Origin of the sequence: Brevibacterium sp. VCM10 (assembly GCF_000583215.1) — a bacterium.
GTDB lineage: Bacteria > Actinomycetota > Actinomycetes > Actinomycetales > Brevibacteriaceae > Brevibacterium > Brevibacterium linens.
Genome location: NZ_JAJB01000035.1, coordinates 57156 through 80963, shown reverse-complemented (window position 1 = coordinate 80963; position 23808 = coordinate 57156). Strand labels below are relative to the sequence as shown.

Sequence of the window (23808 nt, the reverse complement as noted above, 5' to 3'; positions counted from 1 at the left end):
CCTCACGCGGTGCTTCGCCTCGGTTCCTTCCGCGCAGGGCGTCCTCGGTCGCTGAGTCCCGATTCGCGTCGGAGGCTGCCGCTGAGACGGTGCTGAACGGTCGCGCGCTGACCGCGCAGTAGACTGGAGGCCATGACCGACAGCGCTGACACTCGCCGACAACTGCTCGACCTCATCGACGAACTCGCCGTGGTGCGCGGCAGAGTGACCCTCTCCTCCGGCAAGGAGGCCGACTACTACCTCGATCTGCGTCGGGTCACCCTCGACCACCGCTCGGCACCGCTTGTCGGCGACGTCGTCCTCGACCTACTCGAGGCTCATGATCTGCTCGACACGGTCGACGCCGTCGGCGGTCTGACCATGGGCGCCGATCCTGTCGGCACCGCCGTCATGCACCGCTCGGTCGTGCGCGGCACGCCGCTCGACTCCTTCGTCGTGCGCAAAGAGGCGAAGAAGCACGGAATGTCTCGTCGCGTCGAAGGCCCCGACGTCGCCGGCAAGCGCGTCATCGCCGTCGAGGACACCTCGACGACGGGCGGTTCCGTGCTCACCGCCGTCGACGCGCTCAAGGAAGCCGGCGCCGAGGTGGTCGCCGTGGCCGTGGTCATGGACCGTGACACCGGTGCCAAGGAACGGGTCGAAGCCACGGGAATTCCGTATCTGACGGCGCTGACGACCGCGGACCTCGGACTCGACTGAGTCCCGCCTCGGCGAGGTGGACCTGTGAGGTGCCGCCTCGGTGAGGAATCGGCTCACCGATCACGACCTGGGACTCGACTGGCAATTCTGTCGAAATCGAGGACGTGGTTTGAAACAAGTCTCTGATTTCAACACGATAGATGAGACACTCCCCAAGAACTGTTCGATGCAAAGGATGACGCGTGCTCACACTGAAAGAGGTTTCCCTGCGCAAAGGGAAGCGGACATATCTGGACGAGGTGAGTTTCACCGCCGAGGCGGGCCGGATCACCGCAATCGTGGGAACCCGATCGGCGGGCCGCACCGAACTGGTGCGCATCATCATGGGCCTCATCTCCGCCGATGAGGGCACCATCGAACTCGAGGACTTCGAACTCGACTTCGGAGACCGACAGAACTTCGGCTATCTGCCCGCCGAACGCGGCGGATACCCGACCATGCGTGTACTCGACCAGATCGTCTACCTCGCCCGCCTGCACGGGATCACCCTGGGCGCGGCCGAACGGAACGCGCTGACCCTGCTCGGCCACCTCGAGCTCGCCGACCGCGGCTACGCACCGTTGAAGAACCTCTCCGGCACCGAGATCGCCCGCGTCGACATCGCCGCGACGCTGGCCGCCGACCCGGACGTCGTCGTCATCGACGATGCCTTCGCCGGCCTTGACGCCGCCTCGCTGCGCCTGGTCACGTCCCTGCTGCGGGCCCACGCATCCTCGGGAGTGCCCGTCATCCTGGCCACCGATGACTGGGAGGCCGCGCAGACCTTCGCCGATGACGTCATCATTCTGAACCAGGGCAAGGTGACCGCCTCGGGCAGCGTCGACAAGCTGCTCGGCGACCCGCACTACCGAGTCGAGACGACCGACACCGAGGCGGCCGCCTCGGCGCTGACATCCCGGACGGGAATCAGCGACGTGACGACCGCCGGACGTGAGGCCGTGAGCTTCCGCACGAATGACGCGAAGACAGCTGCCGCTGCCGTGGCCGAGCTGAAGAATGTGAAGAACTTCGAAAGTGTCCGCCCGACACTGGCCGAGCAGTACAAGGAGGCTCTGTAATGGCGCGCAAGGACAAGGGTGCGAATGACGAGTCCCCGGAGCCGATCGTGTCCAAGGGCACGGCCGGCGAAGGCATCGACGACCTCGGTCTGCCGGCCGACGACGATGTGATCGACGACGAGACCACCGCCGAGGAGGTCGACTCGGACGACGAGGCGACCGTCACCGGTGCGACCACGGGATCGGCCGCCTCGGCGAAGAAGGACTCGGCAGCGAAGGGCACCGACGCGAAGGGCACCGACGCGCAGGACGCGAACGCATCCGGCGCGACTGGCGGCCTCGATGACGTTCCCTTCGAGCTCGCCGAGGACACCCCCGACCCGGACGAGCTGCCGGAGACCGGACTGGTCTCGGAATTCGTCGACGTCGGCAATCGCCAGGCCGCGTGGCTCGTGTCGAACCGTGAGTCCACCACCGCCATGCGCAGCCCGTACTTCCTGGTCACCGCCGCTGTGATCATCCTCGGTGTGCTGGCTGCGATCATCTCCGGAATCGTCGCCGATGTGCAGAAGGACTCGGGCACCCCGACCATGGCGATGGTCGGAGTCGGCGAGCAGGCTCAGATGTACGAACAGCAGCTGGGTGTGAAGATCACCGATGTCGACGATGCGCAGGCGGCCGAGAAGCTCGTGCGTGAGGGCAAGGTCGACGCCGCGTTCATCCAGGACCCGAGCGGTCAGGGACAGCCGACGATCATCGCGCTGGACAAGCAGCCCGACGCCCTGCTCGAGAAGCTCGCGCCGAAGACGGAAGCGACGCTGCTCGAGACGCCGGCCGTCGAGAGCGATGTGGCCACCCCGCTGCTGTGGGCAATGGTCGCACTGTCGATCCTCGTCGTCGCCACTCTGGGCACCGCGCTGTACCAGAACCTGCGTCTGGAGAAGCGCAACCGGATCACCGAGATCATCGCGGCCACGATTCCGCCGCGCTCTGCGGCTTCGGGCCGGATCACGGGCATGCTGACCTTGGCCATCGTCCACCTCGTGGCCGCCGCCGTCGTCACCGAGCTCGGGCTCTCGCTGTCGGGCAAGACGTCCCTGGCATTCGCCATGCTGCCGGGCCTCGGCTGGTTCGCACTGACCCTGCTGCTCACCGCCTGGTCGGTGTTCGCGCTGCTGGTCTGGGCATCGACCCTCGTCGGAAACAAGGCGCGCGCCACCTTCGTCACGATCATCGGCGTCATCTCCGTGGCCGGCGTCTTCGCCCCGGTCATCATCGGACCCACCGGGACTGTTGCGAAGGTGCTGTCGTGGACGCCGTTCACCTCGCCGCTGGGCATCGCCGGTCGCTCCTTCGCCGGTCAGGCCGAGTGGTGGGAGGGCCTCGTCGCCGCCGGCATCGCTCTGGTCCTCGCCGTCATCCTCCATGCCCTGGCCTCGGGTGCGTACGTGCGCTCGGTGCTGTCCGGAGGCGGACGCGGCGGCAAGACCGTGAAGATGAGCAAGCGCGCGCAGAAAGTCGGTGCCGCCGCCTCGGCGAAGAATGCGAAGAAGTCGGACTCGACCGCAGACGAAACGGATGACTCCGCCGGCGCGGAGGATGCGGACCATTCGGACGACGATGTGAAGAAGTCGGGCTCGACCGCAGAGTCAGCGGACGACGAGGACGCGAAGTCGGCGGATGATTCCCGCGACGACAAGTGACCGATAGCGCTGAACCGCAGGTGGGGGTCGGTCCGTGGACCGGCCCCTGGCCTGTGGAAGAGCATTTCGATCCGGAGCTGCTGGCGGAAGGCGATCGGCGCAATGTCGTCGATCAGTATCGGTATTGGAAGCATGACGCGATCGTGGCCGACCTCGACGCCTCGCGGCACGATTTCCACGTCGGCGTCGAGAACTGGCAGCACGACCTCAACATCGGTTCGGTTGTGCGCACCGCCAACGCCTTCAACGCCGCAGCCGTGCACATCGTCGGCAGACGCCGCTGGAACCGTCGCGGGGCGATGGTCACCGACAAATACCAGCACGTCATCCACCATCCGAGCGTGGACGACCTGCTCAGCTGGTGCGCCGAGAACAACGTGCCGCTGCTGGGCATCGACAACTTCCCGGACTCCGTGCCGCTGGAGACCTATGATCTGCCCAGGCGCTGCCTGCTGCTGTTCGGTCAGGAAGGGCCGGGACTGAGCGAGGAAGCGCATCAGGCCAGCCGCGACGTGCTCTCGATCGCGCAGTACGGGTCGACGCGGTCGATGAATGCCGCAGCCGCCGCCGCGATCACCATGCACTCCTGGATCCGTCGCCACGTCTACGACCAGCCTGTGAACTGAGGCAGCTGCCGGCAGCGGAGTCCTCCGCATGGTCTGTGGGAAACCGGCCGGGACGCAGCGACGAAGAAGCGCCGAGGCGGCACGACGTTGGTCGTGCCGCCTCGGCGCTTCGTGGTGTGGGGATGCGGCCGCCTCGGTGGGCTTCGGCAAGCCTCGACGACGCAGCGCCGCACGCTCGGGGTCGAACGTGCGGCGCTGAAGTGCGCCTGCCTCAGCTGAGGTCGGCGGCCTTGGGTTCGATGAGTCCGCCGAGTTCTGCGAGCTCTGCAGTCAGCGAATCCGAGTCGTCGAAGGTGCGGGTCATGACCGTCAGGCGCTTGGCGTAGTGGCCGATGGGGTATTCCATGGTCATGCCGATGCCGCCGTGCATCTGGATCGACTCCTGGCTGATGTTCCGAGCGGCCCGGTCGACGATGATCTTCGCGGCGATGACGTCGCGGTGACGGTCCTTCTCGGCCCCGGGGACCTCGGAAGTGACGGCCAGGCGCGAGTACAGGGCCATACTGCGTGCGTACTCGAGTTCGGCGTAGAGGTCTGCGGCGCGGTGCTGCAGAGCCTGGTTCGCGCCGATCGGTGCGCCGAACTGCTCACGGGTCTTCAGATACTCGGCGGTCATCGTCAGCGAGGCTTCGAGTGCGCCGACTGCCTCGGCCATGATCGCGGCGTTGCCCAGGTCGAGGACCTCGGACAGGACGGCGTTGGCATCGGCGGCGTCGAGGCGCTGTGCGGCGACACCGTCGAGCTTGAGGTTCGCGCTGCCCAGGCCATCGGCCTGGCGCTGAGCGACTCGGGTCAGACCTTCGGCATCGGCGGCGACGAGGTAGAGTCCCAGTTCGCCGTTCTGCGAAGCGGTCACGACGAAGTGGTCGGCGACGTCTCCGCCGAGCACGTTGTTCTTCTCGCCGGTGAGGGTGAAGCTGCCGTCTGCACCGGAGACCTGGGTCTGCGGGGCGTCGACTGCGTAGCGCAGTCCGGGCTCGAGTGCGGCGAGAGCGAGGAAGGTCTGTCCCTCGGCAACACCGGGCAGGATGGCCTGCTTCTGCTCCTCGCTGCCGCCGAGCAGAACGGCGTTGGCACCGAGGACTGCGGTCGCCAGGAACGGTTCGAGGACGAGCGAGCGCCCGAACGCCTCGGCGACCACGGCCACCTCGTTGAAGGTCATGTCCGCGCCGCCGTACGACTCGGGGATTGCGAGACCGAGCAGTCCCATCTCGGCGAACGCCTGCCACTTCTCGCGGGAGATGCCCTCGTCGCTGCGAAGGATCTCTTCGCGCTTGGCGATGTCGTACTCGGTGCGCAGGTACTTGTTCAGTGTGCTGGCGAGTTCTTGCTGAATGTCGTTGAGTTCAAGATCCATGGTTGTCCTTCTTGGGAGATCGGATGAGCGTCGGTATCTCAGAGACCGAGCAGTGCCTTCGAGATGATTCCGCGCTGCACCTCTGACGAACCGCCGTAGATGGTGACCTTGCGGGTGTTGAAGTAGCCGGGCAATGCGTCGACGGCGCCGTTGGGCAGGTCGGACAGACCCTGGCCCTGGACGCGGTCGGAGACGAAGTCGAGACCCTGCGGGCCGAGCACGTCGACGAGGAGTTCGGAGATGTCCTCCTGCAGCTGCGAGCCCTTGAGCTTGAGCACCGAGGAGCGCGGATCCGGCTTGTCGGATCCGGCGGCCTGAGTGGAGAGGATCCGCAGCTGGGTCATCTCGAGCGCGGTGAGCTCGGCTTCGATCTTCGTCAGACGAGCGGAGAACAGAGGATCGTCGAGGAGTGTGCCGCGAGCGGTCTTCGTCACCGCGGCATAGGCCTTGGCGCGGGCGAGGTTGACCTTCGAGCCGCCGATGCGGGCGATCCCGGTGCGCTCGTTGCCGAGGAGGAACTTCGCGTACGTCCAGCCCTTGTTCTCTTCGCCGACGAGGTTCTCGACGGGCACCTCGACATTGTCGAAGAAGATTTCGTTGACCTCATGGCCGCCGTCGATGAGCTGGATCGGACGGACGGTGACGCCGGGGGTCTTCATGTCGATGAGCAGGAACGAGATGCCGGCCTGCTTCTTCACATCCGGATCGGTGCGCACGAGGTTGAAGATCCAGTCGCCGTACTGACCCAGGGTCGTCCAGGTCTTCTGACCGTTGACGATGTACTTGTCGCCCTGGCGCACCGCGGTGGTCTTGAGCGAGGCGAGGTCCGAACCGGCGTTGGGCTCGGAGAATCCCTGCGACCACCAGATGTCGATGTTCGCGGTGGCGGGCAGGAAGCGTTCCTTGAGCTCCTGCGAGCCGAAGGTGGCGATGACGGGGCCGACCATGGAGACGTTGAAGGGCAGCGGCTGCGGGACGCAGGCCAGCTGCATCTCTTCGAGCCAGATGTGACGCTGCACGGGGGTCCAGTCCTGGCCGCCCCATTCGACCGGCCAGTTCGGCACGGCATAGCCATGCTGGTTGAGGATCCGCTGCGAGGTGACCATGTCTTCCTTGCTCAGCTCCTGGCCAGTGGCGACCTTGAGGCGGAGCTCCTCGGGGATCTCCGTGCGGTAGAACTGACGCATCTGCTGCGCGAACTCGCGCTCTTCTGCATTCAGTAGGGTGTCCATGTGAACTCCTTATAGATCGTTCAGTAACTTTCCTCCAATGGTACGGTCCGGTGTTCCGGCTCACAAGTGGGCGGGCCTGAGGCTTTGACGGCTGCCTCTGCCTCGCGGGCGAATAGAACGGGCGACGTGAAAGGTGTCGCCTGAGGTGCAGAGGCCCGAGTTGCGGGCGGGCAGCTGAGTGTAGCTGTGACTGCGATTCGATTGGGCTATTTGCATCGTTATTGCGAAATACAAGTGAAGTATTGAAAGTTTGTCACATTAGGTCATTTTCCGTGTTACAAATTCTTAACATTGTAATAGTAGATGGGTTCAGATCTTTGCATCAGCCTTACTATCGGATCAATGAATCCGCCGATTGCGGATGAACGATCAAGTGTTGCAACTGCATCTGGGGCATAACGAGCCGAACTCCCCTCGGTCGCTCGAACTGCCATCTGCGAGAGAAGTGGACGGATGATTTCACTATCCCCACGCGGCTGTGCCGCTGGCGGTTCGCCGCGAGTGAATCCCCTCGATTCCGTCGACGGGATCGTCATCTCCTCTGCCCTGATTCGGCGTCTGTCAGATATTTCCGGCGCAGGCGACTACGGAGTCAGTGAGGCGAACTGTGCCGTTCATATGAGCGGGCTGACATGACATCCTCTGTCGAATCGCGTTCTTCGATAGGCAGGTCGGCAGTAGTGCGGCAGACCGAAATCGCTGAGATCGCAGCCGTTCTCACCGATCAGACTGCCGGCGGGGCACTGGTGATCGGAGCGTCGGGAACGGGCAAGACCACCATCCTCAACGCAGTTGCGGCAGGCCTCGCGCCTGGGATCACCGTATTTCGGTTCCGCGGTTCGAACCTGCTCGCAAACAGGGCTCTCGGCATCTTCGAGATCCTCCTCACGAGGGAAGGCGAAGTCCCCGAAGAGATCTCGTTGGGTGCCGCATTTTCGATCGTGACTCGAGTCTTAGCACGATCATCGGGTGAGCACAGTCCCGTCATCATCGTCGACAATGCTGATCGGGTGGATGAGAAATCCTTGTCGATCCTCTCCCAGTTGGCAGCGGACATGCGGATCCGGTTGCTGGCGGCTGCTGAATCGGTCCGTCGGCCCGTCGATCTCCTCGCTGCTCTGTGGAGTGCGGGGAAGCTCGTCCGTTTCGATCTGAACAGCTTGGATGACGCGGCTGTCGCCGCCTTTGCCAGAGAAGCCGGCTACGACGTCGACGCACAGATCATCGCTGAACTTCGTGCGAAGTCAAGAGGCAATCCTCGTCTGCTGGGCCGACTCGTCGCCAACCGGAAGTCGACTCCGCTTGCTCGACGAGGTGCTGAAGATCGAGCCCTGTGGAACGTCCTTCCTGCTCAGCGCCGTATTCTCGAACTCGTCGCCATGGCCGGAGCCCTTCCGTACGATGCTCTGCAGGCCACGTGTGATGTCGATCTGCTCGACAACCTCGTCGAGCGGGGGATATTGAACATCGGCAGGGACAGACAGTCCGAAGTGTCCTTGGTCGAACCGGCCTTGGCCATGGAAGTCAGGGAAAGTGTTCCCTCGTCACGTTCTCTGGAGCTTCTCCACGAGGTCCTCCCAGTCCTGGACTCTATGAGTATTCAGGGCGCTGCGCTGTTCGGAAAGATCAGCTGGATGCAGGAATGGGGGGTCTACGTCGACCCGCACATGATTCTCAGCGCTGCGATGTGGGCAAACGGGCGCGGGGACCATTCCGGGGCGGCGGGGCTGCTGAGGCGATCGCATTCGGACATTCCCGAGCTGCAGCTCGAACTGGCGCGCGCGGAATACGGCGGACACGACACGGTCGAAGCCGAGGTCATCCTCGACCGTCTCATCTCCTCAGCTCCTGAGGGTGACTGCTCCGACGAGTACCTCTCACGTCTCGCGTGTCTCGAACTGCGGGTCACAGACCCTCGTGAACCCCAGAGCCTGCGCACCGAATGGGTCCGAGAAAGGCTTGCCAACGCAGTCGACATCGGGCGCCTCGACGTCACCAGAGCGCAGTTCGACATTCGGGGAGGTCGATTCGATGACGCCCGGAAGACCGCCCAACGCGTCTTCCGCGATTTCGACTGTTTGCCACGTCATCGGCAGCGGGCTTGCGCGATTCTCGGCAACGTGGCGGTCATCCAAGGTCGGAACGAGCGTGGGCTCACGTATCTGATCCAAGCCGAAGCGATGCTTCAGCTGTCCGACAACACCAGTTTCGAAGTTGAGGACTCGTCTCCCCGGATCTTCGCCGGTCACTATTTTGCTGGCTCCTGGGATGTTGCCAGAGCTGCATTGAAGCACATGCCACCGCATATGGACGTCTCGACCGCTGGCGCTCTCGTCGATCTATGGACCGGTCACGTCACCCGAGCCCATCAGGCCCTGGACAGGCCACCGCGCAGTCGAGATGAGTCAGAGCAGGATCGGGCGCTCCGGCTCGCAGCACTTGCGTTGGCAGACGGCTACCTGCGGATTCGCGAGGCTTCGACATCCCGTGCGGCGAAGACGGTGTCGGTCAGACGCGCCTCACGGCGGAGTGACAAGTCGAGATTCGACCCCCGTATGGTCGGCAGAGCATTCGAGCCGATCCACAGTGTGTCGAACTCCGAATATTCCTGGCTGCACGATTTCACGACAGATCTTCTTCAGCTCCAGGCCGCTGCACTGTCCGACCCGGAGAAGTCTGCAGGTGATCTTCACCAGCTCGGGGCAGAAGCCGAAGAGCTCGGCGCTCATACCCTCGCCGTCTATGCGTGGATGGAGGCGATCCGTCACGGCAGCACGTCTGCACGTTCTGATCTCAGCCGGTCCGCCGGCAAGGTCGACGGCGAGTTGGGCCGCTTGGCGGCTGCAGTCGCACGGGCATATGCCGAAGCCGACGACGGTGCGATGATCGAAGCTGCGGCAGCGGCACTGAGTTTCGGGGCCGCTATGATCTCCGCTGACCTCGCTCGCTCCGCTCGAGACAGCGCAGTCGAGAAGGGGGACTCGGCCGGGGTCAAACGAGCTCGCACACTCTTGGACTCCACCCTGCGGGCGATCACCTTCGACGCCGGTGGTGTTGATCTTACGGCGATGCTCAGCGATATCGAGAAGAAGCTGGTTCTCGGCGTCGCTCGGGGATCTAGCAACGCAGAACTCGGCTCTCAGCTGCATCTGTCGGTTCGAACCGTGGAATGGCACCTCGGTCGGATCTACCGGAGGCTGCACGTCAGCAATCGCCAGGCGCTCAAACAGTTCGCCTGGAGGCTGGCATGAGCGCTCCGACGAAACTGCACCGCCCGCCGCTGCTGGGACGTGAAGAGGAGCTTCGGACCATCGCAGAGTCGTTGACCGATACCTCCGTGGTCGGAATCCTCATCAACGGCGATGCGGGCATGGGCAAGACCCGGTTGGCGAAGGAGATCCATCGGCGAAGAGGCGGACATGAGACCTGGCTGCGCGCCGACCGCGTGCTGACCTCGACTCCCTATGGCGTATTCGGGATGGTCGTCGACCTCAACGATTCGGTCGGTCTGTCGCGGAGGGTGATCGAAGCGCTGACGGGAAGCAGCCAGACCCCGACGGTGTACGTCGACAACGCGCACTATCTGGATCCGCACAGTCTGCGAATCCTCACTCAACTGGCCTCAGACGGAACGATCAGGATCGTTGCGATGACGCGACAGTCCGCTTCTACGGCCTCGTGGCCATTCGCCGAACTCGTCGATGAACAAGCCATGGCCCAGGTCACGCTCGGTCCGTTGACATTCGACGACCTGCGCACAGCGATCGAAAGCAGCTTCGGAGGAATAGCAGCTCAGGCGACATTGGACATCGTTGGCTTCCATTCCGGTCGCAATCCGGGCAAGATGTTCGAACTTCTCGGCTACTGCAAGCGGAAGAACCGTCTGCTGCTGCGAAACGGCGTCATCATCCTCGACGGTCTCGACACGGACTTCGACGACCGGGCGCGTGACTTCGCCCGAATCGATCTGGACGAGTACCCGGAAGCAGAGCGGACTGCACTCGAGCTTGTCGTCATGGCCGGCGAGATCGAGATAGAGCTCATGCTCTCACTCGGGTTGGGAACGGCGGCGGATCGTCTCGTCGACCTCGGCGATCTGCTGATCGTCAGCCGCGCCAGCCGTGTCTATGTCGCGCGGGAGCACCACGCATCAGAGACAATTCGTGTGAGCATTCCAATCGGCCGCAGTCGTAGGTGGTACGGCATCGTCCGCGACTATCCGGACAGTCCGAGCAGATGGTCCCGGATGCTTCGGACGGAATGGGCTTTGGGGTGCGGGATCGAGGTCGAAGACGAAGAGATCATCGACGCCGCCATGACCGCGATCGAAGCGGCCGAGTGGCATCGAGCCCTGCGGATCATGGCGGATGTTCCCACTGGCGACCTGAGGGCCGCGGAGCTCTTCGAACTGGCCTATCTCTACTGCAATGTCGGGCAGGTCGAGCTGGGGCTCGACCTGCTCGCAAACTGCCTGCACAAGGCGTGCTGTCCCGGACTGGTGATCACCGCTGCCGTGGTCTGGGGAAACCGCCAGACCACTCATCGATCCGTAGCGCTCGAAGCGAAGGACTTCTTCGCCGCTCTCGACAGAATCGCGCTGCTCGAACGAGACTGCTGCGCTGAGAGGACATGCACCGACCATTCTGCTGAGCACAGCCAGGCTGCTAGATGGTTCGCCGCCGACGGCCTCAGCGCGGAGGCGGCGAAGGATGTGCTGCAGATAATCCAATCCGTCGTCGGATCCGGCACTCACCATGACAAGAGGTCACTGGCACGGCGTCCCGACGGAGATCTGCTGCGCAGCCACGCTCTTGACGCTTCTCTTCCGGATATGTATCGAATGGCAGCGGGGTTGGTCTGCGGGGCATTCGAATTGGAGCGGGGGCGGCCCGGAAGGACTGTCGAGATCCTTGGCCTGGTGAAGCGCGAGCTCCGGTCACTCGGTATGGGGAATCTGTTTCTGCGAATGCTCGAATCTCGAGCTCAGGCAGATCTGGGAGACCTCGGCGCAGCCCGACGAGCGCTGCAGGCGCCGCGAACGAATGATATTGCTCAGCTTGCAGCTAGAAGCGGAGCCGGTGACATCATGGAAGCAGAAATTCTGCTCCGAGAGGGAGAGATCGAATCGGCTCTTCGATTCGCTCGCGCGGGCGTTGAAGCAGTGGACTATTGGAACCAGTCGGCCGCTCTCGCCGTTGCACTGGGTTTGGCTCAGTACATCGCCACTCTCAATGGGGAGTCTCAGCTTGCCGAAGAGTTCGACGGTCGCTTCATCCGTCTCGTCCGTTCTAGTTTCCAGATGGAATACAGACGGGCGTCCGTGTACGCGCTCATCTCCCGTCGGCTGCGCAACTCTGATTCGGAGGCCGAAAGGGAGCTGAACCGGATGCTGGCGGACGCCGAGACTGAGGAGGTATTCGGGCTGGCGGCACATATTCGCTATCTGCTCTTCCGCCATTTCGGTGAGGCCGATGCGGAAGCGATGTGTCGGCTCGCCTTGGCAGGCGAGGGTCAGGAATTCCGCTTCCTGGGTGCAGTGGGAAAGGCCTTGCGGGAGAAGGATTCTGCGGGTCTGCTGAAGATCGCCGAGGAAGAGCGATCGTCGGCTCCTGACGTTGCCGCGCGTTGCGTGCAGCTGGCGAAGGAACGTCTCAAACATCGAGGCAGTGTGCCGTTGACAGCAATCGCTGCTGTTCAGCTGGTCGAACTGACGGAACGAGAACGAGAAATCTGCGGACTTCTGCTCAAAGGCCACTCGAACGCTGAGATCGCCGAGCAGCTCGGAGCGGCCGTTCGCACTGTGGAAGGACATACCTATCGGCTCTACCGGAAGTTGGGGATCACCCGCCGCCACCAAGTCGCTGAGGCTTTTGCACGGCTGAACATCGATCTCGTGCCAAGAGCCAGGCAGAAGTCCGACAGATAGCGAATCGCGCTGTTCTCCTGTCGGTGGAGATGCCATCGCATTTCGCATTCGGTAAACCGCAAAGATCCCTGCAACCGGCTGGCAGAGCGGCAGCCCACGGCTAGCCTGAGAGTACATCGGGAGCTCCTGCATCGGATCCGACCTCAGGCGAAATCGTCTGGCGTCCGCCTCCGAGGCTTCCTCGTGGGAGACGGCGAATGCGTTCTGCAGACGAGCAGCCGATGAATTGTCCACTATGGCACGAGCGTCGGGAGAGACCATTGAGAGCTGAAGTTGCGCCGATCGTCATCGGCTCGGCAGGACGAAGGCTCTACCTCATCGACTGGTTTCGAACAGCTTTCGAGGAACTCGGCCTCAACGGACGCATCATCATCGCCGAGAACGATCCCACCAGCGCGGCCGCGTCCTACGGCGATGAGATGCGTCTGCTGCCTCCTTACAGCGACCCGTCCTATGCCGATGAACTCCAGCAGCTGATCGACGAATTCGAGCCGAAGCTGTTTCTGTCCGCGAATGACTATGAGCTGATGCATCTGCACGTAGACACGAGTATCGCCGTCGGACTGCGAAAGCGAGGGATCTTCGTCCCGGGGGTCTCATCCGCCTGGCAGCAGGGATGCGCAGACAAGGTCCGGATGGCGCAGATGCTGGAGGAGATCGGAGTGAATACCCCGATGACGGTCACAGGCAATGACTTGGACCGACTTCTCGACGTGGCAGGCTCGTCCGCGGAGTTCGCAGTCAAGCACAGATTCGGCTCTCGGTCGTCCGGGTTGGCCGTTGTCACCGCGAACAGACTCGAAGAAGCAGTGCTCGATTCTGCGAAGAGCGTCAGGTGTCGGGCCGGCCGATCCGACGTTCTCGACGAGGTCATCGTGCAGCCCTGTGCGCCGGGAAGCGAATACGGGTTGGACATAGTCTCGAGCCTGGTGGATGAAGGCACCCTGTCTGGGGTATTCGCTCGTCGCAAGCTCCGGATGCGTGCGGGAGAGACCGACAAGGCCGTCACCGTCGACCCTCAACCCTTCCTAGACGTCGCAGCTCAGATCGCTCGCGCTGCGGAACTGTCCGGGCTCATCGACCTCGATGTCTTCCTCGACAGCGCAGGCAAGGCTTCGGTGATCGACATCAATCCCCGCTTCGGAGGCGGCTACCCATTTGTGCACCTCGCCGGTGCAGACGTCCCTTTGTACTACTTGAGCCAGATCTACGGTCTCACGATCGATGCAGAATGGCGCAACTACGATTTCGGGGTCGTCTCCGCCAAATATCAGGAGACTCGTGTGACCTCTCGCGGTCAGCGAAGTGACAGTTCGACGAAGGTCGCAGTCGAAGTCGCATAAACGGTCGGTCCGCAGCGAGCGCAACGACTCGGCGGCTCCGTCTGCGCAGAGAGGAAAGGCAGACATGAGACAGGCAGAACACCAGCGGATCACCGGCCCGCCGACCCCCGCCTTCGTCATCGATGAGAACGCACTCGGTGCTCTGGTGACCCGATTCCAACGAGCGCTGGAGACGCATTGGCCGAATTCCATCATGTCGTACTCCGTGAAGACCAATTCGCTTCCGTGGCTGCTGTGCTATATGAGGGAGAGAGGGATCTGGGCCGAAGTCGTCTCCGATTCCGAATACGGACTGGCGCGCGCACTCGGCTTCGGCACCGACCGCATCGTGTACAACGGTCCGGTCAAGAGCCGCGCGCAGCTGCGGAGCGCGCTGAGCGGCGGCTCACTGACGAACCTTGACTCCGGCCGGGAGGTCAGATGGGCAGCGGAACTGGCAGGGGAGAGGCCCGACCTGGACATTCGGGTGGGACTGCGCGTCAACTGGGATCTCGAGAGACTCTGCCCCGGCGAGAGCACTGTGGGCGATGCGGCGAGTCGCTTCGGATTCGACTTCGAGAATGGCGATCTCGGGAGGGCCGTTGCCGAACTGACCGAGGCCGGGGCGAAGGTGGCGGGGCTCCACCTGCACCGAAACTATCGGACGAGCAGTCCGAAGGTCTTCAAGGCATCCGCGGGAGTCGCGGCGGAGATCATCTCGGCTCTCGGGCTCGAACTGGACTGGCTCGACGTCGGTGGAGGATTCTTCGGCAGTCTCAAGGACACGGAACTGTTCGACCAGTACATCTCGAGCATCCGTTCGACGCTCACGGATGTGGTCGATCCGCGGCGGACTCGGCTGGTCATCGAGCCCGGCGGGTCGGTGGTCGCAGCTCCGATTGAACTCCACGCTCAGGTGCTCGATGTCAAAGATGTCGGGCGCCAGCGCTTCGTCATCACCGACACGAGCCGGGTCGACCTCGATCCGCTCTTCCGCAAGCAGGCCCCGTTCGACATCCACAGTGAGACGGCTGCGCAGCGAACGCACCCGGAGCAGGTGATCTCCGGCTTCACCTGCATGGAGGACGACCGACTGATGGTGATCACGGACCACCCGACCCTGGGCGAAGGGGACCGCATAATCTTCCGAAGAGTCGGGGCCTACACCATGGCATACGGGTCCTCGTTCATCGAATATCCTCCCGCCGTCTATCGCCGAGACGATGACGGGAAGCTCACACTCATTCGGCCACCCGCATCGGTGGCGGACTACCTGCAGTACAACGGCTGGACGGGACAGCTGTCGGCATCGCAAGCTGGGACGACGGCCGTCGGTGTGAGCTGACAGCACCCCTTCCGCAGTTCTTGTGGGTCGGGATCGCTGCTGCCCGTGCCGACTGTGAGCGTGCCTGAGTACCTGCGCCAGTGCTGTCCCGATCGTGACTGAGTACTGACCCGGATATGTCCGGGCATGACCACCTGTCGCTGGTTTCGCGGCCCCACGATCATGAGGACATGGACACCACGACGCCGCAGCGTGTGCGACCGCACGCCGGCGAAATCTCAGGCACGAAGCAGGACTCACAATGACAATCCAGATCCGACGCAGCGAACTCGAGCAGATGCGCATCCTGTTGGCGCGACACAGTGCAGCCGCCGTCAGCGGTCCTCCGGGGCTGGGCGGCGAAGAGATGCTCGCAGCTCTCGAAGACGAAGCCGATGGACCGGTCATCAGGGTCCCGATCGGGCAGGCCGAGAATGCGCGGCCCTACGCGGGGCTGGAGATCATCTTCTCCGCGCTGAGAGCCGTGGAGCCGACGAGCTTCGGTGGAGTCCTGCTCGACAATCGACTGCAGCAGAACTCCGGCGAAGACACGGCAGCTGCACTGAACATCGCCGATGAGGTCACCCGTCGGATCGGCAGTCTCGACCTGGCGCACGCAGCCCTGGTGATCGTGCCCGATGCCGATGCCATGGATCGCTCGTCGCAGGTGGTTCTGGGCCATCTGCTCCGCCGTATCGCCGGGAGTCCGCTGAGGTTCGCGGTCTCCACGGGAGAGCTCATTCCAAGCAGCCTGCTGGCCGGCGTTCCGAGCGTGGAACTCAAGCGAGTGGGCCATCGACCTATGGCCGGGCTGGCAGACAGACTGACCGGCGGCCGGATAGCGCCCGAAGTCGCAGCGACAGCGATTCGCACTGTTTCGGGTCGTCCCGCTGCACTTGAGGGAGTGCTCGATCGTCTGCCGATGAATCAATTGGAAGGGGTCCAGGCTCTCGACCTGCCGATGCGAGTAGGACCGAATGCCGAGGATTTGGTCCGCACAGACTTGGTCGGCCTCACCGAGGGGGCTGAAGGGCTCTTGAACCTGATGGCTTTAGCGCCGCTGTCGCCTCGACCGGCCCTTCTCGGGGACTCTCCGGACGGTATGGAATGGTTTGCCGAGCTCGCGTCTCTCGGTGCCGTCGAACGCGACGGAGCGTACAGCCGCTGTTCCCGGGAGCTGGTTCGAGCAGTCAGACATGGGCAGATGAATGCTGAGACGCGCCTGAGCGGACATCTGCTGCTTGCGCGACGCTGCGAGGGGCTCTATCCGGAACTGCATAACTGGCACAGGTCCTTCTTCGCGGCTGCCGACGATACACCGCTGATTCTGCTCGACGACGCCTGCCGCCTCGTCCGGGAAGGTCTGGTCTGGGCAGGAGTCGAATTCGCAGAACGGGCGATTGCACTGGGGCCGGACACCGAGGATTCGGCTGCCCTGCTGATTGATCTGGCAGAGCGTCTCATCGATCGAGGGCAGATCGACTTCGCACTTCGCTACGTCGACCATTCCGCTCGCACCGGCTCATTCAGGGTCGGGCTGCGCGCGAGGGCCCTTCGAATCTGGGCCGAGTACCTCTCCCACCAGTCGGTCCCGCTGCGTCTGCGCAATCAATGGAGCAGCCGGGAAGTCGCAGAGGCGCCCTTGGAGGTTGCCCACCTGCAGTTGGTCATCGGTCTGTGCCATGCGCTGAGACGAGAGGCGGTCGAGGCTCAGGAGCTGTTGGAATCAGCACGGAGCCTCGGCGCGCATTTCGACAAGCAATCTCGCGAGCTGTCCCGGTTCCTGGAGATTCTTCTCGATTGCGGACGCGGAGTCGACGGACGTGCGCTTGAAGCATTTCGGAACCTCGATGCCACCGGCAAACTCGATCACATCAATCTCCTGCTGCTGTCTCTCGGACTCATGATGACGGAGAACTACGACGCCGCCTCGGCGACATTGGACTGCCTCGAGGACGGCGGAAGCCGCGGCGAGGCTTGGGACATTCAGTCGCAGTGCATTCGCGCTGAGATCGCAGCCAGATGCGGGGACATCGGACGTGCGGTCGCGCTCATCGACGGGTTGGCTTCGGTCATCGACGGCGAACTGACGGTCCGTCGTGACAGACTCCTGCTTCTCCGGTGTTGGAGTCTCCTCGCCCAGGGACGCGCCAGCGACGCGGAGGACGCGGAGTCCGAACTCATCGCCCATGCGATGGCTTCAGCGAACCGCAGTCTGCTGGCCGAGCTCAATGCACTCCAGGGCAACTATCTTCTGCGGGTCGGGCTCCCCGCCGAAGCGGTGCGCCATCTCCACCGCTGTGAGGAACTCGCCTCGAACGAACTCAATCCCAATATCATCCGGTACGAGCCGGACCTCATCGAAGCTCTGGTGGCGACTGGACGTCGGGAACACGCCGGAATGCTGGTCCAAGTCCTCCACAGAAAAGTCGATCGGGCACCGTCGCGGTGGGCGGAACTGGCATTGGAACGGTCCAGATTCCTCCTTCTTCCCAGCACCGCCGGGGTGGGGGCGATCGGACGTCTGCTCGGTTCGTGGCGTCCAGAGGACTCCCAATTCGAGAAGGGAGTGACGCTGCTGGTCGCGGCTCGGAAACTCACCGAATCAGGAGCCGCTGAGGCTGCTGCGGAACGGGTCCGTCTGGCAACGGCCATCTTCCGGGAGGTCGGATCTGAACATCTCGCCTCAGTCGCGCCCGTCGAACCCGCCGATGAGCCTGCGCAACCTCAGCGCAGCAGTCTCCTGGACGCGCTGACCCCGGATGAGAGGGAAGTGGTGGGGCTGGTGAGCGAGGGAATGAAGAATCGGGAGATCGCCTCGCGCATCTTCGTCTCCCTCCGCACCGTTGAACTGAGGCTGACCTCTGTCTACCGCAAGCTCGAAGTCGGTTCGCGTACCGAGCTCATCGCCCGACTGGCCAGGGAACCCGCTCTCCCCGTGGGTTGAACCCGAGAAGGACCACATGAGAATGGCGGCAACCCGCATGAGGAGGGCAAGCCGCCTATCCAGGCGGCCCCGTCTGACTAGTCTGAGGAACAGCTTGAGAACGAAGGAGTGAGTCGCCATGCCGTCGACTTCGAACGGATATCACACAGTCAAGAGGATGCTCGATTTCGTCGGTGCGCTCCTGGCGCTGCTCGTCCTCTCACCGATCTTCGCCGTCGTCGCCGTCCTAGTGCTCGTATTTCTCGGGTCGCCGGTCTTCTTCACTCAGCAGAGAGTGACGAAAGGTGAGCGGGTCTTCCGACTCTGGAAGTTTCGCACCATGCTCAATGCCGATCCGGCGCGGGGGCTGATCACGGACGCTCAGAGACTGACCCGGTTCGGTCGGCTGCTGCGCTCGAGCAGCCTGGACGAACTTCCGAGCCTGTGGAATATTCTGTGCGGTGAGATGAGTTTCATCGGCCCCCGCCCGCTGCCGACTCGCTACCTGCAGCACTATTCCCCCGAGCAGCGGCGGAGGCATCTGGTTCGCGGAGGGCTGAGCGGGCTGGCACAGGTCAGCGGTCGGAATCGGATTCATTGGGATGACCGCTTCGATCTCGACACCGAGTACGTGGACTCGGTGAGCCTCTCCGTCGATCTGAGAATCGTCTTCCGAACCATCGGAATCGTGTTGCGCGCCGACGGAATCAGCCAGGACGGTGAAGCGACCGCAGACAACTTCGGCGGGACTCTGAAGTCGGATCTTCTGGTGTTCGACGAGGATGGGTGCGGGGAGCAGAAGAGATCCTGGTCGGTGAGGACCACAGCCGGCGACGTGGTCGGTCGATGCGATATCTCGCAGTCCGGTGCTGACGCCGCAGTGATCCTCTTCGACGCCCATCCCGATGCCGAGAACGATGAGGAAGTCCGTCGCGAAGTCATCCGCCTGGTCACGAACCGGGCGCGGGCGACCGAAGCGACATTCGCAGCCTGGGTCCTGCCGCCCGACAGTCAGGACCTGGCGATCCTCGCCAATGCAGGTTTCAGCGACTGCGACGAGGTTTCGCGGCTGTTGGGCGACGCACCGGAGAATCACGACGATGAGATCGTCGTCGTGTGCCGTCTCTGGCCGGAATCCGTACCTGATGCCATTTCGCCTCAGAACATACCGCTCTCGTGCAGGCAGATGGGACTGCTGCCACGAGCACGGACTTCTCAGACCGACACGACCGTGGAGACCGCCTGATGACGCGCAGAGACAAGAATGGGGCCTGGGCCGTGATGCCCTCAGAGTTTCGAATACTCATAGTCGGAGTGAGGGACACTTGCCGGTCTCCTCTGGCCGCGCAGATCCTGCAGCGAGAACTCGATGACAGGGCACTCGGAGAGTTCGCAGTGTCCAGCGCCGGCACGCAAGCCGTCACGGGACAACCTGCGGTCGTCGAAGTGCTGGAACTGGCGGCGAGGCGCAACATCAGACTGCACGGCTTCGTCGCACGCGAACTCGACGAGGCGACAGCCAACGACGCCGACCTCATCCTGGTGATGGATCGGGCGGTGCGCCGAGAAGTCGTCAGCTTGGCTCCATCTGCCTTGCGGAAGACCTTCACGCTGCGGGAATTCGCCCGCATCCTGCCCTCGATCCGTCCTGAACGGCTGGCGACGCCTATCGGCAGATGGCAGTCCCTGGCCGCTCTGGCTCCCCGCTATCGGACCGCACCGGAGGGCGACGGCAGCGACGATGATGTCATCGACCCTCTGAACCGGCCCCTGCGGACCTTCGAACGCATGTGCGCTCAGATCGATCGGGCCGTCGAAGCGATCGGATACTGGGACATGCCGGCGGCCGTCGCCGAAGGTCGACGCTGAGCTGTAAGGAGAAGCAGGATGATCCGCCTGCCGCAGGTTCCTTGCGGGACGCCGCAAGCCCGGCAGCGACACCGACTGGCCCGGTCTGAGCGAACGTAGGGTTGAGAGCGAACAGCGGCACCGCTGCCTGTACTCCGACCCGATTGGAACCGAGATGAGCATCGTCGACTATGTGCGGATCCTGCGCAAGAACGCCGTTCTGCTGATCGTGATGATCACTGTGGGCGGTCTGTGCGCTGCGGCTGCGTTCCTCCTGCAGAAGCGTGAGTACACCTCCCAGACCGAACTGTTCGTCTCGACGGTCGAAGCCGCGAACCCCGACCAGAAGCAGATTGCCTCTGCCTTCGTTCAGGAACGGCTGCGGACCTATGTCGACCTCGCGAGCTCACGAAAAGTGCTCGAACCGGTCATCAGCGACCTGGGCCTCGACGTCGCTCCTGAGGAACTGGCCGACAAAGTCTCAGCCTCATCAGGGTATGGAACCGTGATGCTGACCGTCGATGCCACCGCCGCCACGCCGGGCGAAGCGGCGGTGCTCTCAGAGACCGTTGCCGACAGCCTCACGCAGACCATCACCGACCTCGAGTCTCGCCATGGCAAAGCCCAGTCGGGCATTCGCCTGGCCGTCGCCAACGATGCGAGCGTCCCGATGGCTCCGGACGGTGCGGCGTGGTGGATGTTCGTGCTCGTCGGAATGGCAATCGGGGCTGCACTTGGCATCGCTGCCGCACTCTTCAGATCGGCAGTGGACTCGAAGATCCGCGATATCGCCGGAATCCGAGAGATCACCCATCAGCCGATCCTCGGATCGCTGCCGGTGCGCGGCGACTCCTCGTTCCGCACAGGGTCTGCGACCGATCACCAGGATGAACCCTACACCGAGGCGATACGTCGGCTGAGGACGAATCTGCGTTTCGCACGGGTCGAGGACTCGAGCAACATCTTGGCTGTCACCTCGTCGATTCCGTCAGAAGGGAAGACCTCGACTTGCATCGAACTGGCCGTTTCGCTGGCGCATTCCGGGCAGCGGGTCGCACTCGTCGATGTCGACCTGCGACAGCCGGCCATTGCCGGTCGGCTCGGACTGGAGAACTCTGCCGGACTGACGACGGCCCTGATCGGGGCAGCTGAGGTCCACGATCTGCTCCAGCCCTGGGGGCAGGACGAACTCTATGTGCTCACTGCCGGCGACAGTGTCGCCAATCCGGTCGAACTCATCGAATCACGTTCGATGGCCAAGCTCATGGCGACCTTGGGCAACGACTTCGACACAGTCCTCCTCGACTGCCCGCCGATTCTGCCGGTCACCGACGGTCTGCTGCTTGCGAAGTCCGCCGGACGGATCATCCACGTCGTCGCGTTCAACCAGGCCTCCCGCAACGAACTCGATGAAGCTCTGCAGGATCTGTCCGTAGTCGACACGCCGCTGAGTCTGGTCGTCAACAAGGTTCCCCTCGGCCACGAAGACATCAGCGGTTATGCCGTTGCGTACACTTCTGCTTCGCAGGTGCTGTCCGCGCCCCCACAGCTGGTGCCATCCGGAAGACGCTCCGGCGCCGAAAACACGCTTCTGACGCAGCGGGCCGGCCTCGGCGAATGGGTGCTCGAGCAGTCGGGCAAGGAGTCGACGACCAACATTCCCCGCGTTTGGCCGGGAGCTGAAGCAGGAACGGGACGCGGGACAGTCGAGCAGTCTCCCGCAGCCGCGATTCTCGCGAGACGATCCGGGAAGAGGTCGAAGCGGCGGTTCAGGCACGGAGATCGGAGCTGACCGTCGTGCGCCGCCCGATCGAGTCGAGGAGCGAACCGGAGCGAGGACAGGCTGATCGAGACCGGCCGGAGTTCAGAATCCTCGTCATCTGCACAGGAAACCTGTTCCGTTCTCCGCTGGCCGCCGGGCTGCTCCAGCAGGGCTTCGATGAGGTGTCCCCTGGGCGGTTCCGAGTCGACAGCGCAGGCACCGCTGGTGTGAGCGGAGCACCTGTGACACATGGGGTCAGGTCGTTGGCCGCAGACTGGGGCTTCGACCTCTCCGGGTTCCGGGCCAGGAGGCTGCAGCGCGCCGACATCATCGCATCCGATCTCATCCTCGGCATGGAGCGGCAGCATCGCAGCCAAGCAGTGATCGTCGACCCCAGAGCTCTCAGACGGTCTTTCACACTGCGCGAATTCGCGCGGATAGTCCGCCCGTTCTCGACTGAGCTCCACCACGCTCCGATGCGGCGCTGGACCGAACTGGTTGCCCACGCACAGCGATCGCGCACGCCGAACGTCGATGGGCCGGAACACGACGATGTCATCGACCCCCACGAAGACTGGTCGCGGCTGAGCGGGACGATGATCGAAGAGATGGTTCCGGACGTGTTCGATATCGTCGACTGGGAATACCGCAGCAGTGCTCGCTCATCCCACGGCTGAGCACTCGCTCGGCAGCAGTGCCAGTGCTCATCCGCCTAGGGCCGCACCGTCTGCCGGCTCCTTCGGCGAAGCCGAATCACGACGGGGCTTCGCGCACAGAATCTCTCCGAGCAGCCGGACGGTCGAACCGATGAACACTGCGAGGCTGCCAGCTTCGACTGCCGGCATTCCGGCGGTTCCGGCAGCACCTCCACCTACGAGCACCGCGACGATCGCAGTAGCACCCACGAAGAAGGTCGCCCAATAGCGGTTGAGGACGAGCAGGTTCGCCGAAGCCAGGTAGGTCGGAAGAGTGCAGATTGCAGCCAGCGACAGATAGAGCACGGAGACTCGAGTGAGTTCGAACTCGGCTCCGTAGACCACAGTGAGCAGCCACGGGCCGATGAACAGCGCGAGGATGACGAAGGGGGCGAGTGCGAACAGCCCGATTGAACACAGTCTCCTGACCCTTCTGCGCAGGACATCGGCTCCGTCGGATTCATGGACCACGCGGAAACGCGGCAGCACGACCGTCTCGATCGAGGCCCCGACCAGGTTTGCGAAGACGACCAGATAGGCGGCCGAAGCATAGCGGCCGACGTCTTCCGGTGATCCGAACCAGGCCACGATGGCCAAGGGGACATAGGACAGCAGTGAATAGACTGCCTGCATCATCGACATCGGGATGCCGGCAGCGAGGAGAGCGATGACTTCTCCGTGAGCTGTCGTTCGATCATTCGCTTCGGCGGCTGTCTCGGGTGGTCGGGCAGAGGCGACCTTCATGGTGACCGCTGTTCCTCCGACGGAGACGACGGCGGCTGCCCACACTGCGATCTCCGGCGATCCGGTGGTCACGACTGCTGCGGTCACGGCAAGAGCGCTGAGTAGAGCCACGATGATGAGGATGAGCCCGAAGGCGAGAAGGCGCTCGGACTTCTGCAGGCGCGCGTAGAACAGGTCTCCGATGGAGTCGCTGACCTTGATCAGCAGCAGCGGCCACGCCAAGGAACTGTGGAGCTGATCCGGAACGCTGATGACCAGTCCGATGATGATGAGCGCGGACAGCCCGACCGTTGATAAGCGGCATCCGAGATAGATCTGCCACCGTACTCGTCTCTGCAGGGTGACGAAGAGGCTGCGCAGCCCCAACTGGGATGCAATGAAAACAGGCGTCATCATGGCGATGAGTGTGGAATAGCGGCCGACGGCGGTCGGACCTGCCTGTTGGGCGAACAGCCAGATGATGTACCACTGGGCGCCTGCAACGGCGATGTTTCCCACAGCCACAAGGAAGAGGGCTGAACGATAGCTATTCACCTGCGGTGTCCTCCTGCTCCTCTTCCGTGTAGGTCGGCGGTTCCCTGCGAATCCGCGGGGCCGGTCTCCAGTATGTCGCCGGAAGGCCGTCGGGAGTCCCAGGTGGCATCGT

Annotated in this window: 16 protein-coding genes; 13 read left to right on the top strand and 3 right to left on the bottom strand. The window is 63.4% G+C overall.

Features of this window, described 5'->3' with window-relative positions; translation table 11 throughout:
* Positions 1-132 precede the first annotated feature (132 nt).
* From pyrE to AD89_RS0111425, 4 genes are all read left to right on the top strand, one after another.
* On the top strand, positions 133-699 hold the full coding sequence (pyrE, locus tag AD89_RS0111440; RefSeq protein WP_025778981.1) for an orotate phosphoribosyltransferase: 567 nt from the start codon (positions 133-135) through the stop codon (positions 697-699).
* A gap of 182 nt (positions 700-881) precedes the next feature.
* Positions 882-1757 (top strand): ABC transporter ATP-binding protein, encoded by an 876-nt coding sequence (locus AD89_RS0111435; RefSeq protein ID WP_025778979.1) that lies wholly within the window; start codon positions 882-884, stop codon positions 1755-1757.
* Positions 1757-3400, top strand: a complete 1644-nt coding sequence (locus tag AD89_RS0111430; RefSeq protein WP_025778976.1) for an ABC transporter permease — start codon at positions 1757-1759, stop codon at positions 3398-3400. Before AD89_RS0111435 ends, AD89_RS0111430 begins: the two co-directional genes overlap by 1 nt.
* On the top strand, positions 3397-4026 hold the full coding sequence (locus AD89_RS0111425) for a TrmH family RNA methyltransferase (protein WP_025778974.1): 630 nt from the start codon (positions 3397-3399) through the stop codon (positions 4024-4026). The genes AD89_RS0111430 and AD89_RS0111425 overlap by 4 nt, the downstream gene beginning before the upstream one ends.
* A 211-nt stretch (positions 4027-4237) precedes the next feature.
* Here AD89_RS0111425 and AD89_RS0111420 read toward each other — a convergent pair whose 3' ends face one another.
* A complete protein-coding gene (locus tag AD89_RS0111420; protein WP_025778972.1) occupies positions 4238-5383 on the bottom strand; it encodes an acyl-CoA dehydrogenase family protein in 1146 nt (381 codons plus the stop codon).
* A 38-nt stretch (positions 5384-5421) separates the two neighbouring features.
* Entirely contained in the window at positions 5422-6615 is a 1194-nt protein-coding gene (locus AD89_RS0111415; protein ID WP_025778971.1) for an acyl-CoA dehydrogenase family protein, read from the bottom strand.
* 680 nt (positions 6616-7295) lie between these two features.
* On the opposite strand from AD89_RS0111415, the gene AD89_RS0111410 reads away from it, so the two are divergent.
* The 9 genes from AD89_RS0111410 to AD89_RS19335 all read left to right on the top strand — a co-directional run bounded on the left by AD89_RS0111410 (position 7296) and on the right by AD89_RS19335 (position 22400).
* Positions 7296-9866: an AAA family ATPase gene (locus tag AD89_RS0111410; protein ID WP_025778969.1), complete on the top strand. Its 2571-nt coding sequence runs from the start codon at positions 7296-7298 to the stop codon at positions 9864-9866.
* On the top strand, positions 9863-12541 hold the full coding sequence (locus tag AD89_RS0111405) for a LuxR C-terminal-related transcriptional regulator (protein WP_025778967.1): 2679 nt from the start codon (positions 9863-9865) through the stop codon (positions 12539-12541). The genes AD89_RS0111410 and AD89_RS0111405 overlap by 4 nt, the downstream gene beginning before the upstream one ends.
* A 260-nt stretch (positions 12542-12801) precedes the next feature.
* Entirely contained in the window at positions 12802-13884 is a 1083-nt protein-coding gene (locus tag AD89_RS0111400; protein WP_025778965.1) for an ATP-grasp domain-containing protein, read from the top strand.
* Positions 13885-13948: 64 nt separating this feature from the next.
* Positions 13949-15208: a hypothetical protein gene (locus AD89_RS0111395; RefSeq protein ID WP_025778963.1), complete on the top strand. Its 1260-nt coding sequence runs from the start codon at positions 13949-13951 to the stop codon at positions 15206-15208.
* A 241-nt stretch (positions 15209-15449) separates the two neighbouring features.
* Positions 15450-18134, top strand: a complete 2685-nt coding sequence (locus AD89_RS0111390) for a helix-turn-helix transcriptional regulator (protein WP_025778961.1) — start codon at positions 15450-15452, stop codon at positions 18132-18134.
* Positions 18135-18252: 118 nt separating this feature from the next.
* A complete protein-coding gene (locus AD89_RS19705; RefSeq protein WP_025778959.1) occupies positions 18253-19359 on the top strand; it encodes a sugar transferase in 1107 nt (368 codons plus the stop codon).
* The gene (locus tag AD89_RS18510) at positions 19359-19982 is read left to right on the top strand and encodes an arsenate reductase/protein-tyrosine-phosphatase family protein (RefSeq protein ID WP_025778957.1); all 624 of its coding nucleotides are present in this window, start codon (positions 19359-19361) and stop codon (positions 19980-19982) included. The genes AD89_RS19705 and AD89_RS18510 overlap by 1 nt, the downstream gene beginning before the upstream one ends.
* Positions 19983-20136: 154 nt before the next feature.
* Positions 20137-21753 carry a polysaccharide biosynthesis tyrosine autokinase gene (locus tag AD89_RS18505; RefSeq protein WP_025778955.1) on the top strand — a complete coding sequence of 539 codons (1617 nt, stop codon included), beginning with the start codon at positions 20137-20139 and terminating at the stop codon, positions 21751-21753.
* A 5-nt stretch (positions 21754-21758) separates the two neighbouring features.
* Entirely contained in the window at positions 21759-22400 is a 642-nt protein-coding gene (locus tag AD89_RS19335; protein WP_025778953.1) for an arsenate reductase/protein-tyrosine-phosphatase family protein, read from the top strand.
* A 27-nt stretch (positions 22401-22427) separates the two neighbouring features.
* Here AD89_RS19335 and AD89_RS0111365 read toward each other — a convergent pair whose 3' ends face one another.
* Complete coding sequence (locus tag AD89_RS0111365; protein ID WP_155807421.1) at positions 22428-23696, bottom strand: lipopolysaccharide biosynthesis protein; 1269 nt, start codon at positions 23694-23696, stop codon at positions 22428-22430.
* Positions 23697-23808: the final 112 nt, after the last annotated feature.

What these genes read in the sequence shown, in the direction of transcription:
- AD89_RS0111405 (WP_025778967.1), top strand. Translation starts at nt 9,863, where the DNA reads ATGAGCGCTCCGACGAAACTGCACCGCCCGCCGCTGCTGGGACGTGAA.
- AD89_RS0111430 (WP_025778976.1), top strand. Translation starts at nt 1,757, where the DNA reads ATGGCGCGCAAGGACAAGGGTGCGAATGACGAGTCCCCGGAGCCGATC.
- AD89_RS0111420 (WP_025778972.1), bottom strand. Translation starts at nt 5,383, where the DNA reads ATGGATCTTGAACTCAACGACATTCAGCAAGAACTCGCCAGCACACTG.
- AD89_RS0111415 (WP_025778971.1), bottom strand. Translation starts at nt 6,615, where the DNA reads ATGGACACCCTACTGAATGCAGAAGAGCGCGAGTTCGCGCAGCAGATG.
- pyrE (WP_025778981.1), top strand. Translation starts at nt 133, where the DNA reads ATGACCGACAGCGCTGACACTCGCCGACAACTGCTCGACCTCATCGAC.
- AD89_RS18510 (WP_025778957.1), top strand. Translation starts at nt 19,359, where the DNA reads ATGACGCGCAGAGACAAGAATGGGGCCTGGGCCGTGATGCCCTCAGAG.
- AD89_RS0111395 (WP_025778963.1), top strand. Translation starts at nt 13,949, where the DNA reads ATGAGACAGGCAGAACACCAGCGGATCACCGGCCCGCCGACCCCCGCC.
- AD89_RS19705 (WP_025778959.1), top strand. Translation starts at nt 18,253, where the DNA reads ATGCCGTCGACTTCGAACGGATATCACACAGTCAAGAGGATGCTCGAT.
- AD89_RS18505 (WP_025778955.1), top strand. Translation starts at nt 20,137, where the DNA reads ATGAGCATCGTCGACTATGTGCGGATCCTGCGCAAGAACGCCGTTCTG.
- AD89_RS0111390 (WP_025778961.1), top strand. Translation starts at nt 15,450, where the DNA reads ATGACAATCCAGATCCGACGCAGCGAACTCGAGCAGATGCGCATCCTG.